This window comes from Pseudonocardia xinjiangensis (assembly GCF_050948425.1).
GTDB lineage: Bacteria > Actinomycetota > Actinomycetes > Mycobacteriales > Pseudonocardiaceae > Pseudonocardia > Pseudonocardia xinjiangensis.
Map to the genome: position 1 here is coordinate 2304557 of NZ_CP192009.1, position 12216 is coordinate 2316772.

Annotated in this window: 12 protein-coding genes; 8 read left to right on the plus strand and 4 right to left on the minus strand. The window is 74.5% G+C overall.

Annotation, left to right across the window (positions count from 1 at the left end; all coding sequences use genetic code 11):
- The first annotated feature begins 6 nt into the window (after window positions 1-6).
- On the plus strand, window positions 7-498 hold the full coding sequence (locus tag ACQPZA_RS10910) for a type II toxin-antitoxin system PemK/MazF family toxin (RefSeq protein ID WP_433280193.1): 492 nt from the start codon (window positions 7-9) through the stop codon (window positions 496-498).
- Window positions 499-600: 102 nt separating this feature from the next.
- Here ACQPZA_RS10910 and ACQPZA_RS10915 read toward each other — a convergent pair whose 3' ends face one another.
- Entirely contained in the window at window positions 601-1278 is a 678-nt protein-coding gene (locus ACQPZA_RS10915; RefSeq protein ID WP_433280195.1) for an LON peptidase substrate-binding domain-containing protein, read from the minus strand.
- 4 nt (window positions 1279-1282) lie between these two features.
- A complete protein-coding gene (locus ACQPZA_RS10920; protein WP_169399395.1) occupies window positions 1283-1981 on the minus strand; it encodes an NUDIX hydrolase in 699 nt (232 codons plus the stop codon).
- 166 nt (window positions 1982-2147) lie between these two features.
- Between ACQPZA_RS10920 and nadA the strand changes: the two genes are divergently transcribed.
- From nadA to nadC, 3 genes are read left to right on the plus strand one after another with little or no spacing between them, the layout of a single operon-like run.
- A complete protein-coding gene (gene nadA, locus ACQPZA_RS10925; protein WP_433280197.1) occupies window positions 2148-3155 on the plus strand; it encodes a quinolinate synthase NadA in 1008 nt (335 codons plus the stop codon).
- Window positions 3152-4810: an L-aspartate oxidase gene (locus ACQPZA_RS10930; RefSeq protein WP_433280199.1), complete on the plus strand. Its 1659-nt coding sequence runs from the start codon at window positions 3152-3154 to the stop codon at window positions 4808-4810. The genes nadA and ACQPZA_RS10930 overlap by 4 nt, the downstream gene beginning before the upstream one ends.
- Entirely contained in the window at window positions 4807-5673 is an 867-nt protein-coding gene (nadC, locus tag ACQPZA_RS10935) for a carboxylating nicotinate-nucleotide diphosphorylase (protein WP_433280201.1), read from the plus strand. The genes ACQPZA_RS10930 and nadC overlap by 4 nt, the downstream gene beginning before the upstream one ends.
- A 95-nt stretch (window positions 5674-5768) precedes the next feature.
- Here nadC and ACQPZA_RS10940 read toward each other — a convergent pair whose 3' ends face one another.
- Window positions 5769-6944, minus strand: coding sequence for a macrolide family glycosyltransferase (locus ACQPZA_RS10940; protein ID WP_433280203.1), 1176 nt, complete (start codon window positions 6942-6944; stop codon window positions 5769-5771).
- 98 nt (window positions 6945-7042) lie between these two features.
- Here ACQPZA_RS10940 and hisD point away from each other — a divergent pair, with 98 nt between their 5' ends.
- From hisD to hisB, 3 genes are read left to right on the plus strand one after another with little or no spacing between them, the layout of a single operon-like run.
- Window positions 7043-8362, plus strand: coding sequence for a histidinol dehydrogenase (gene hisD / locus ACQPZA_RS10945; RefSeq protein ID WP_433280205.1), 1320 nt, complete (start codon window positions 7043-7045; stop codon window positions 8360-8362).
- Window positions 8359-9489, plus strand: a complete 1131-nt coding sequence (locus ACQPZA_RS10950; RefSeq protein ID WP_433280207.1) for a histidinol-phosphate transaminase — start codon at window positions 8359-8361, stop codon at window positions 9487-9489. Before hisD ends, ACQPZA_RS10950 begins: the two co-directional genes overlap by 4 nt.
- Complete coding sequence (gene hisB / locus ACQPZA_RS10955) at window positions 9486-10088, plus strand: imidazoleglycerol-phosphate dehydratase HisB (protein WP_433280209.1); 603 nt, start codon at window positions 9486-9488, stop codon at window positions 10086-10088. The genes ACQPZA_RS10950 and hisB overlap by 4 nt, the downstream gene beginning before the upstream one ends.
- A 33-nt stretch (window positions 10089-10121) precedes the next feature.
- On the opposite strand, the gene ACQPZA_RS10960 is transcribed toward hisB, so the two are convergent.
- On the minus strand, window positions 10122-11468 hold the full coding sequence (locus ACQPZA_RS10960; RefSeq protein ID WP_433280211.1) for an MFS transporter: 1347 nt from the start codon (window positions 11466-11468) through the stop codon (window positions 10122-10124).
- A gap of 61 nt (window positions 11469-11529) precedes the next feature.
- Between ACQPZA_RS10960 and hisH the strand changes: the two genes are divergently transcribed.
- The gene (gene hisH / locus ACQPZA_RS10965) at window positions 11530-12165 is read left to right on the plus strand and encodes an imidazole glycerol phosphate synthase subunit HisH (RefSeq protein WP_169399386.1); all 636 of its coding nucleotides are present in this window, start codon (window positions 11530-11532) and stop codon (window positions 12163-12165) included.
- Window positions 12166-12216: the final 51 nt, after the last annotated feature.

Consider the following 12216-nt stretch of genomic DNA (forward strand, 5'->3'; position numbering starts at 1 on the left):
GTCGCCATGGCGAACTGGAGAGGTGCCCTGCGGCAGGCCACGAAGATCGGTATGGACCTGTTGTCACCCGGCAGGCAGGAGCCGCCCCCTCCGCCGAGAGTGCCGGCCCGCAGCGCATCCTCCCTCGATCGGGCGCGCACGATCATCTACTCGCCCGACCCCGACGGCACCGCCGACCCCGGCGAGATCGTGTGGGCCTGGGTCCCGTTCGAGGAGGACGACGGGCGGGGCAAGGACCGGCCGCTCCTGGTCGTCGGCCGCCAGGGTGGTGAGCTCGTCGGCCTGATGTTGTCGAGCCAGGCTGACCGTGCCGGTGACTGGGACTGGATCTCCATCGGATCCGGCTCGTGGGACCGCGAGGGCCGGGAGTCGTTCGTCCGGCTGGACCGGGTCCTCGAGATCGGTGAGCACGACATCCGTCGTGAGGGCGCCATCCTGGACCGCCGTCGCTTCGAGACCGTCGCGGCGGAGCTGCGCACGCGCTTCGGCTGGCGCTGACCGGGATCACGAACCTGCGCGCGCGGTGGGCGACTCGCGGGTGCGTAACGGGCGACTCGCGGACGGAATGCGGGCGACTCGCGGAGCTCGCGGGTGGGGCGGTCAGTTGGCGCTGGTCTCCACCGCGAAGGTGGTGATGGGGGCGGGGACGGCGCGGAGCTGGCTCAGCAGGCCGGTCTCGCGGGCCAGCAGGGCGCGCACCATGCGTAGGCGCTCGACGGGGGAGGTCTGCTCCAGGAGGCTCTGGCGGTCGCCGATGGGGAGCAGGCAGTCGGCCGCGAGCACGTGGGGGAGGGTGTCGGGCTCCAGGTCGGCATCGGGCTCGGACCAGTCGCCGGTCTTCCACGCGGTGTCGCAGTAGCGGCGATGGGCGGCACGGGCGGCGGCGGTGAGCATCTGCGTCATGCCGTCGGCGACGGGCGCCTCGGTGTCGGGCAGGAACTCCACCGACCCCATCAGATAGGGCTTCGACTCCTCGTCCACGTCGAGCAGCCGGAACCGCCGCGCCCCACGCGTGACGAGATCGAACCGCCCGTCGGGCAGGCGGCGGACATCGCGCAGCTCCGCCGTGCAGCCGACGGTGTGCAGGCCGGCGATGCCGTCCTCGTCGGGTGCCCAGCCTTCCCGGACCGCCACGACCCCGAACTCCTTGTCGGGGACCGCGCCGGTCACGAGATCGACTGTGAGCTGGCGGTACCGGGGCTCGAAGATGTGCAGCGGCAGCGAGGCCCCGGGCATCAGCACCGTGCCCAACGGGAACAGCGGGAGCGTCTCGGCCACTCGACTACGGTACGGCGCCGCGCAGTTGCTCGCTCGGCGGCCGTAGTACCGCAAAGGCGTCGGTCACGCGGAGTGTCCGGTCGGTGAACCGGAACAGCGCCGCGGGACGTCCGCCCGCCGGACCGGGCGGGGAGACCTCGCCGGTCGGCTCCAGCAGCCCGCGCCGGGTGAGCACCCGCTGCAGGTTGGTGGCGGACACGGGGTGGCCGAGCGCGGCGGCGTAGAGATCGCGCAGCGCGGAGATCGTGAACTCCCGCGGGGCGAGCGCGAACCCGAGGTTCGTGTAGGACAGCTTCGCCCGCAGCCGGTCGTGGGCCGCCTCGACGATCGCGGCGTGGTCGAACGCCGTCGGGGGCAGCGCGGTGAGCGGGTGCCACGCCGTGTCGGCGGGGACCGCGGGGTCGCTGTCGGACGGCACGAGCCCGAGGAACGCGGTCGCGATCAGGCGCGGGCCGGGCACGCGGTCGGGGTGGCTGAACACGGATATCTGCTCGACGTGGGTCACCTCGCGGACGTCGACCTTCTCCGCGAGCTGCCGCCGGACCGACCGCTCGACGTCCTCGTCGTCCCCGAGCCGGCCGCCGGGCAGCGCCCACCGGCCCGAGTCGGGCGGCAGGGCCCGCTGCCAGGCCAGCACCTGGAGCGAGTCCGCGCGGATCTGCAGTACCGCCGCCAGCACCTCGTGCTCGGTGGGGCGGGTCATGCGCGGATCGTAGGCGCCGGGGTCGTGACGGTGTGTCGGGGCACGTGAACGGCCGGTTGCCGTGCGGTGAGTTCCCGGTCACGAGAACGGTGTGCCGGCCTGAACCCGCTGCTACCATCGCCGCTGTTTGCGACTGATAGTCGAAAACAGGAGATGGAGGGACACCGTGACGCTCACCGAGGTCACCGCCTCGCCGACCGAGGCACCGACACCGGACGCGGGGTGGGCGGACGAGGTCCGCGAGCTGGCCCGCCGCCGGAATGCCGTGCTGCTGGCGCACAACTACCAGCTCCCGGCGATCCAGGACGTGGCCGACCACACCGGCGACTCGCTGGCGCTGTCGCGGATCGCCGCCGAGTCCGACGCCTCGACGATCGTCTTCTGCGGCGTCCACTTCATGGCCGAGACGGCCAAGATCCTGGCTCCGGACAAGACCGTCCTGATCCCGGACGCGCGCGCCGGGTGTTCGCTGGCCGACTCGATCACCGCCGACCAGCTGCGGGAGTGGAAGGCCGAGCATCCCGGCGCGGTCGTCGTCTCCTACGTCAACACCACCGCAGCGGTGAAGGCCGAGACCGACGTCTGCTGCACCTCGTCCAACGCGGTGGAGGTCGTGGAGTCGATCCCGGCGGACCGCGAGGTGCTGTTCCTGCCCGACCAGTTCCTCGGAGCCCACGTCCGGCGCGTCACCGGCCGGACGAACATGCACGTCTGGGCGGGGGAGTGCCACGTGCACGCCGGGATCAGCGGGCCGGCGCTCACCGCCCAGGTCGAGGCGCACCCCGACGCCGAGCTGTTCGTCCATCCCGAGTGCGGCTGTGCCACCTCGGCGCTCTACCTCGCCGGTGCCGGCGCGGTGCCCGACGACCGGGTCAAGATCCTCTCCACCGGCGGCATGCTCGACGCGGCCCGCGCGAGCACCGCCGCCAGCGTGCTCGTGGCCACCGAGGTCGGCATGCTCCACCAGCTGCGCAAGGCGGCGCCCCAGATCGACTTCCGCCCCGTCAACGAGCGCGCATCCTGCCGCTACATGAAGATGATCACCCCGGAGAAGCTGCTCCGGTCTCTGCGTGAGGGCACCGACGAGGTGCACGTCGACCCCGATCTGGCCGCCCGCGGCCGGGCCGCCGTCCAGCGGATGATCGCGATCGGGCAGCCGGGGGGCGCGGAGTGAGCGCGGCGCTCTGGGAGGCCACCGCCGACCTCGTCGTCGTCGGGTCCGGCGTCGCCGGTCTCACCGCGGCGCTGGACGCCACCGAGCTCGGGCTGCGCGTCGTCGTCGTGACGAAGGACGCCGCCGACGCCGGGTCCACCCGGTGGGCGCAGGGCGGGGTCGCCGTGGTGGTCGGCGACGTGCCCGGCGACACCGTCGACGCCCACGTCACCGACACCCTCGTCGCGGGCGCTGGCCTGTCCGACGCCCCGGCGGTGCGGGAGATCATCACCGACGGCCCGGCCGCCGTCGCGCGGCTGCGGGCGAGGGGCGCCGTCTTCGACCCGGGCGACGACGGCAGGCTCGCCCGCGCCCGGGAGGGCGGCCACTCCGCGTTCCGCGTGGTGCACGCCGGCGGCGACGCGACGGGTGCGGAGATCGAGCGGGCACTGGTTGCCGCGGTCTCCGACCGGCGGCTGCCGCTGCTCACCGGACACGTCGCGGTGGACGTCCTGCTCGACGAGTGCGGCTCGGTCGCGGGCCTCTCCGTGCTGGACGACGCCGGTCGGCCCGGGCTGCTGCAGGCGCCCGCCGTGCTGCTGGCCACCGGCGGGTACGGGCAGCTCTACGCGAGCAGCACCAACCCGGCGACGGCCACCGGCGACGGCGTCGCGCTCGCGCTGCGGGCCGGAGCGACCGCGGCCGACCTGGAGTTCGTGCAGTTCCACCCCACCGCGCTCTACACACCCGGCGTGCAGGCGGGGCCGAGCATCAGGACCCAGGGGCTGCAGCTGACGTCGAGCGTCAGGAGAGCTCCCGCCGTCGGCAGGCTCCCGCTGGTGACCGAAGCCGTACGCGGGGAGGGCGCGGTGCTGCTCGACCGGGCGGGGCGGCGCTTCATGACGGCGGTGCATCCGCTCGCCGACCTGGCCCCGCGCGATGTGGTGGCCGCGGCGATCACCCGCACGCTCGCCGAGACCGGTGCCGACTGCGTCCATCTCGACGCCACGGCGATCCCGCACTTCGCCCGCCGCTTCCCGACCGTCCACGCCGCCTGCCTGGCCGTGGGGGTCGATCCGGTGCGGGAACCGATCCCGGTGACGCCGGCCGCGCACTACGCGTGCGGCGGGGTGGTCACCGATCTCGACGGGCGCACCACCGTCCCGGGGCTGTACGCCGCGGGCGAGGTGGCCCGCACCGGCCTGCACGGAGCCAACCGGCTGGCGTCCAACAGCCTGCTCGAGGGCCTTGTGCTCGGTGCGCGCGCCGCCCGCGCCGTCGCCGCCGACCACCCGGTCCCGCGCGCCGCGAATGCCGCGCTGCCGGTGCCGTCCCCCGCGGTGGCGTTCGCGCCGCGTCCGGTGGTGCAGCGCGCGATGACCGGTGCGGCGGGGATCGGGCGTGACGCCGCAGGGCTCGCCGCCGCGTCGGACGCCGTGGAGGCGGCCACGGCGCTCGGGGTGCCCGTGGACCGGGCCGGGGTGGAGGATGCCGCGCTGACCCTGCTCGCGCAGGCCGTGCTCGCGGCCGCCGGGCACCGCACCGAGAGCCGCGGCTGCCACGTGCGCACCGACTTCCCGGAACGCGACGACGTGTGGCAGCGAACGAGCCTGGTGGTCGGGCTCGACCGGTCGGGTCGACCGACCGTGCAGGAGGAGACGGCGGTGGCGGCATGACCGTGACGATCGAGGCACCCGACCGGGACGACCTGCGTCGCGTCGTCGGGATCGCGCTGGAGGAGGACCTGCGCTACGGCCCGGACGCGACCACGGCGGCCACGGTCCCGGCCGACGCCGTGGCCGTCGCCGCCTTCACCGCACGCCGGCCGGGGGTGCTGGCCGGGATTCCAGCCGTGCTCGCGGTCCTCGACACGGTCCTGGCCCCACCCGCCGCCGTCGAGGTGCTCGACGCGAGAGCCGACGGTGACCGCCTCGAGGCGGGCGACGTCGCCCTCACCGTCCGGGCGCCGGTGCGCGGGATGCTCACCGCGGAGCGCACGGCACTGAACCTGCTGTGCCACCTCTCGGGCGTGGCCACCGCGACGGCGGCCTGGGTGGACGCCGTGGCGGGCACGAACGCCCGCATCCGCGACACCCGCAAGACGATGCCGGGGCTGCGGCTGCTGGAGAAGTACGCGGTGCGCTGCGGCGGCGGGGTGAACCACCGCCTCGGCCTCGGTGACGCGGTGCTGATCAAGGACAACCACGTCGCCGCCGCCGGTTCGGTCGGCGCGGCGCTGGCCGCGGCCCGTGAGCACGCTCCCGACCTGCCGTGCGAGGTGGAGGTCGACACCCTGGGACAGCTCGACGAGGTGCTCGCGCTCGGCGCGGAGCTCGTGCTGCTGGACAACTTCTCCGTGGAGCTCACGCGGGAGGCGGTGCGGCGCCGGGGTGACCTGCCGACGCGGCTGGAGTCGTCCGGGGGGCTGGTGCTCGCCAACGCGCGGGAGTACGCCGAGACCGGGGTGGACTACATCGCGGTCGGGGCGCTGACCCACTCGGTCACGGCGCTGGACATCGGGCTCGACCTGCGGCCCTGACGCCGGGCTGCACCGGGGCGACTCGCGCGCTCGAAACGGGCGACTCGCGCGCTGGAACGGGCGACTCGCGGGGTGGGCGGCGCAGGGGGCCGGGGTCAGGTCGCCGCGGCCTCGAGCACGTCCGCGGCGGCGGGGGCGCCACCCGCCGCCCTGGCCAGCGCGCCCATCCGGGCGCAGGCCGCGCGGTATGCCGGGTCGGAGACGACGGTGTCGACGGCCTTGGCCAGCGCGCCGGGGGTGGCGTCCGCGGGATCGAGCTGGACGCCGAGGCCCAGCTCGGCCACCCGGTCGGCGGTGGCCTCCTGCTCCACCATCTGCGGGACCACCACCATGGGCACCCCGTGGAAGATCGCCTCCATCGTGCTGCCCATCCCGCCGTGGGTGACGAACGCGGCGGCGTGTTCCAGCACCCGCAGCTGGGGCACGTGGGATGCGAGCACGACGTTGTCCGGGACGTCGGGGAAGTCGGCCGCGCCGAGCCGCCTCCCGTGGTTGACCAGCACCGGGCGGTCGCTGTGCGCGAACGCCTCCAGGCAGGCCTGGAAGAACTCCTTGCGCTCGTTGAACGCGGTGCCCAGCGACACGTAGACCCCCGGCGTGGTCTCCCACGCCGACAGGTCGAACCCGTCGGCGGGCTCGGGACGGCCCAGTGCCGGACCGACGAAGTGCACCGCGGCGCCGAGCGCCTCGTGGTCCGGGTGGAACTCGGCGGGCATGAAGACCACGGTCGGGAGCGTGTGCCCCCAGATCAGGGAGGCGGGATCCGCCACCCGCACGCCGTAGCGGTCGGCGACCGCGGCCAGCCGGATGGTGTCGACCGGTGGCGGCCCGGCGTTCCCCGCGGCGGGGAAGCGCCGGGTGACCGGGGAGTGCGGTCCCGGCGGGTAGGACGCCGACAGCTGCACCGCCCTGGCCGACCGCGCCGCGACGAGCAGCGTGCCCCAGATCGAGAAGTTCTCGCCCACGACGAGGTCGGGGCGCTGCCGGTCGTACAGGTCGAGGAGCAGGGGAGCCACCTGTTCCGCGGTGGCCATGAGCTGCTGCATCAGTACGGCGAGATGGCCCTCGACGGCCTCGCCCGGCTTCGGCGGCTGGAAGGGCGGGGCCGTGTACTCGACCAGCTCGGCCCCGGTGGCCGCCACGGTGTCCCGGAACTGGTCGGGCAGCAGGTAGGTGACCTGGTGCCCGCGGGCCACCAGCTCCGTCGCCACCGCGAGGGTGGGGTTCACGTGGCCGAGGCCGGGCATCGGCAGGAACAGGAAGCGGCTCACGAGGCACCGGACAAGATCGTCACGCGCGGTGAGAGTACGCCCGGAGGCGGCCCCGCCTCCCCGGCCCGGTGACGAAGCCGCCCCCGTACTCTGGCACCATGCTCCGCCGACTCGACCTGCGTGCCGCCCCCCTGCCCCGCACCGCCGACCTGCGCGGCCTCCTGCCGCGTGCCGACGTCGACGTGGACGCGGTGCTGCACCAGGTGCGCCCGATCGTCGACGCGGTGCGCGAGCGCGGGGTCGAGGCCGCGCTGGAGTTCGCCGAGCAGTTCGAGAAGGTGCGCCCGTCCGGGGTCCGGGTGCCGGTGCAGACGCTCAACGGGGCGCTGGCCGCGCTCGACCCGTCGGTGCGCACCGCGCTGGAGACCTCGATCGAGCGGGCCCGGAAGGTGCACGACGAGCAGCGCCGCGCCGACATCGTCACCGGCGTGGTGCCCGGGGGCACCGTCACCGAGCGGTTCGTGCCGGTGCGCCGGGTCGGTCTGTACGCGCCCGGCGGGCTCGCCGTCTACCCGTCGAGCGTGGTCATGAACGTGGTTCCGGCGCAGGCCGCCGGCGTCGAGTCGCTGGTGGTGGCATCGCCGCCGCAGGCCGAGCACGGGGGGCTGCCGCACCCCACCATCCTCGCCGCGGCCGCGCTGCTCGGCGTCGAGGAGGTGTGGGCGGTCGGCGGGGCGCAGGCCGTGGCGCTGCTGGCCTACGGCGGCACCGACACCGACGGCGCCGAGCTCGCGCCCGTCGACATGGTCACCGGGCCGGGCAACGTCTACGTCACCGCCGCCAAGCGGCTGCTGCGCGGCTTCATCGGGATCGACGCCGAGGCCGGCCCCACCGAGATCGCCGTGCTCGCCGACCACACGGCCGACCCGGTACACGTGGCCGCCGACCTGATCAGCCAGGCCGAGCACGACCCGAACGCGGCGTCGGTGCTGGTCACCACCTCGCCCGCCCTCGCCGACGCCGTCGACGCCGAGCTGGGGCGGCAGGTGCCCCAGACCAAGCACACCGAGCGGATCCGCACCGCGCTCACCGGCCCGCAGTCCGGAGCCGTCCTGGTCGACGGCCTCGCCGACGGCATCACGGTCGTCGACGCCTACGCCGCCGAGCACCTGGAGATCCAGACCGAGGACGCGCGCTCCGTCGCGCTCCAGGTCCGCAACGCGGGCGCGATCTTCGTCGGCCCCTACGCCCCGGTGTCGCTCGGCGACTACTGCGCGGGCTCCAACCACGTGCTGCCCACCGGCGGCTGCGCCCGCCACTCCGCGGGCCTGTCGGTGCAGACGTTCCTGCGCGGCGTGCACATCGTCGAGTACACCGAGGACGCGCTGCGCGACGTGGCCGACCAGGTGGTCACGCTCGCCACCGCCGAGGACCTGCCCGCGCACGGTCAGGCCGTCACGGCGAGGTTCGCCCCGTGACCGCGCTCCTCCCCGCGGTGGGCGCCGAGGTCTCCCTCGACGACCTGCCGCTGCGTGAAGACCTGCGCGGCCGCAGCCCCTACGGCGCACCGCAGCTCGACGTGGCCGTGCGGCTCAACACCAACGAGAACCCGTACCCGCCGCCGCCCGAGCTGGTCGCCGACGTCACCGAGGCCGCCCACGCCGTCGCGGCCGAGCTGCACCGCTACCCCGACCGGGACGCGCTCGCGCTGCGCACCGATCTCGCCGCCTACCTGACCAGCGCCACCGGCGTCACGCTCGGTGCCACCAACGTCTGGGCCGCCAACGGCTCCAACGAGATCCTGCAGCAGATCATGCAGGCGTTCGGCGGGCCGGGGCGCACGGCCGTGGGCTTCGAACCCTCGTACTCGATGCACCCGATCATCGCCGCGGGCACGCGCACCGAGTGGCTGCCCGCCCCGCGCCGCGACGACTTCTCCGTCGACATCCGGGCCGCGGCGGCGGCACTGCGCGAGTACGCCCCCGACCTGACGTTCCTCACCAGCCCGAACAACCCCACCGGCCAGTCGCTGGAGCCGGCCGAGCTGGCCGCCCTGATCGACGCCGCCCCGGGGATGGTGGTGGTCGACGAGGCCTACGCGGAGTTCTCCGACCGCCCCAGCGCGATCACGCTGCTGGCCACGCACGGCCACAAGCTGATCGTCTCGCGCACGATGAGCAAGGCGTTCGCGTTCGCCGGCGGCCGGCTGGGCTACCTGGCGGCCGCTCCCGCCGTCGTCGACGCGTTGCAGCTGGTACGGCTGCCCTACCACCTCTCGTCGCTCACGCAGGCCGCGGCGCGGGCGTCGCTGCGGCACGCCGACGCCACGCTCGCCACGGTGGCGCTGCTGCGCGCCGAGCGCGACCGGGTGGTGGCCGACCTCGCCGCCACCGGCTTCGACGTCGTGCCGAGCGACGCCAACTTCGTCCTGTTCGGCCGGTTCGCCGACGCCCCGCGCGCCTGGCGGGCCTTCCTCGACCGCGGAGTCCTCATCCGCGACGTCGGTATCCGCGAGCGGTTGCGTGTCACGATCGGCACGCCCGAGGAGAACGACGCGTTCCTGCAGATCGCAGCGGACGTGGTGGAGCAGGAGTTGCGGACATGACCAGCAGGATCGGCCGCGTGGAGCGGGTCACCAAGGAGTCGAAGGTCCTCGTCGAGATCAACCTCGACGGCACCGGCACCACCGATATCGCGACCGGAGTCCCGTTCTTCGACCACATGCTCGACGCGCTGGGCAAACACGGGGCGTTCGACCTCACGGTCCACGCCCAGGGGGACGTGGAGCTGGACGCCCACCACACGGTGGAGGACGTCGCGATCGTGCTCGGGCAGGCGATCCGGCAGGCGCTGGGCGACAAGAAGGGCATCCGCCGCTTCGGCGACGCCTGGATCCCGATGGACGAGGCGCTCGCGCAGGCCGTGGTCGACGTGTCGGGCCGCCCGTACACCGTGCACACCGGCGAGCCCGACGTCATGCAGGGCTTCGTCGTGGGCGGTCACTACCCGACGGTGCTCAACCGGCACGTCTTCGAGTCGCTGGCCTTCCACGGCCATCTCGCCCTGCACATCCGGGTGCTCGACGGCCGCGACCCGCACCACATCACGGAGGCCGAGTACAAGGCGGTCGCCCGGGCACTGCGTGCCGCCGTGGAACCGGACGCGCGGCTCACCGGGATCGCGTCCACGAAGGGCACGCTCTGACCCGCACGCTCTGACCTCGTCCCGGAGGCCGGCTCAGGCGGGCGCCCCGCCTGCCCGGCGGGCCGCGAGCACCGCGGCCAACGCCGGCACCACGGCCACCGCGGTGCCGGTGGCGAAGGCCACGGCGCCGGCGCCGACGAGCGCGGCGAACAACGCTCCGGTCAGCGCGAGGACGACCGCGGCGAACAGGGCGTCGGCGATCTGCAGCGCCGAGCTGTTGGCGCCCTGCTCCCCGGGAGCGGACAGCTCGAGCGTCAGCACCGACAGCGTCGGGTAGGCGAGCCCCATGCCGAGCCCCGCAGCGGCCCATCCGAGGACCCCGACGGCCACCGGCACGGCGGGCAGCACGGTCGCCCCGGCGGTGAGGACACCGACCCCCACGAGAGCCGTGCCGCACCGCAACAGCGTGGTGCGCGACGGCGCGCGGTCGCGGCCCTGGAACCAGGAACCGGCCGACCACGTCACGGCGGCCGCGGTCAGGACCAGGCCGGACACGGTGGGCGACAGGCCCCGCTCGCGGGAGAGCAGCAGCGGGAGGAACGCCTCCTCGGCCAGGAACGCGGCCGAGAGCAGGCCGCGCACCGCGATCACCGCGGGCAGCCCGCGGCGGGCGAGCAGCGCCCCGGCCGGCAACAGCGCGGGGGCCGCCACGGCGACCGCGACCACCGCCCCGGCGCCGAGCACCACGGCGAGCGTCCCGTCGAGCTGACCGGCCTGGTAGAGCGCTCCCGCTCCGATCGCCGCGACGACCGCCCAGCCGACGCGCCGCCACCGGTGGCCACCCGCGCCCGCCTTTCCGGCGAGCCCACGCAGGGCCGGCTCCACCAGCAGCGCCGCGGGCACGGCCAGCACCGCCGCGAGCAGGAACACCCAGCGCCAGCCGACGGTCTCGACCAGCAGGCCGGCCAGCGGCGGCCCGACGACCGCGGGCAGGACCCACGCGGCGGCGAAGGCGGCGAACATCCGAGGGTGCAGCCCGGGCGGGACGGCCCGGGCGACCACCACGTAGAGCGCCACCGAGAACAGCCCCGACCCCAGTCCCTGCACCGCCCGGCCCACGGCGAGGACGGGCATCGCGGGCGCCAGCCCGGCCACGAGCAGGCCCCCCACGAACGCGGCGACGCCCACCCGCATCGCGCCGCCCGGTCCTCGCGCGTCGCTCCACACCCCGGCGAGCACCATTCCGACCACGCTCGTGGCCAGCGGCAACCCGAACGCGAGTGCGTAGGCGGCGAGCCCGTCGAGCGCGACGGCGACGGTCGGCATCGCCGTCGCCACGGCGATCGCCTCGAACGCACCGAGCGACACGAGCGCGACGGAGCCGACGGTGAGCGTGCGCAACCGCCCGCTGAGGAGGCCGGGGGCGGCTGCGGTCGTCATGCGCAGAGGGTGCAACTTCGACCGGGGTCGAGGTCAATCGAGTTGCCGCTATCCTGGCCGGGTGTCACGGATCGTCGTGCTGGACTACGGGTCGGGCAACCTCCGCTCAGCCGAGCGCGCGCTGCAGCGGGTCGGTGCCGACGTCACGGTCACGGCCGACGCCGATGCCGCGATGGAGGCCGACGGCCTCGTCGTGCCCGGGGTGGGCGCCTTCGCGGCCTGCATGAGCGGCCTGAGCGCCGTCAACGGCCCGCGGATCATCGAGCGCCGCCTCGCCGGTGGGCGTCCGGTGCTGGGCATCTGCGTGGGGATGCAGGTGCTGTTCGACCTCGGTGTGGAGTGGGGGGACCGCACCACCGGCTGCGGGCAGTGGCCCGGCACCGTCGAGCGGATCAAGGCCGACGTGCTGCCGCACATGGGCTGGAACACCGTGCGCGCGCCCGTGGGCTCCACCCTGTTCGCCGGCCTCGACGCCGACACCCGCTTCTACTTCGTGCACTCCTTCGGGGTGCGGCGCTGGGAGATGGAGGAGTCGGAGGTGCTCCGGCCGCCCCTGGTCACCTGGGCCCACCACGGTGAGGACTTCGTCGCCGCCGTGGAGAACGGCGCACTGGCCGCCACCCAGTTCCACCCGGAGAAGTCGGGTGACGCCGGTGCCGCCGTCCTGCGCAACTGGCTGCGCGACGTCGTCGGCTGATCTCTCGTTCCCGATCCGGCTTCGTCCGCGGAATGTGAACGATTTGATCCG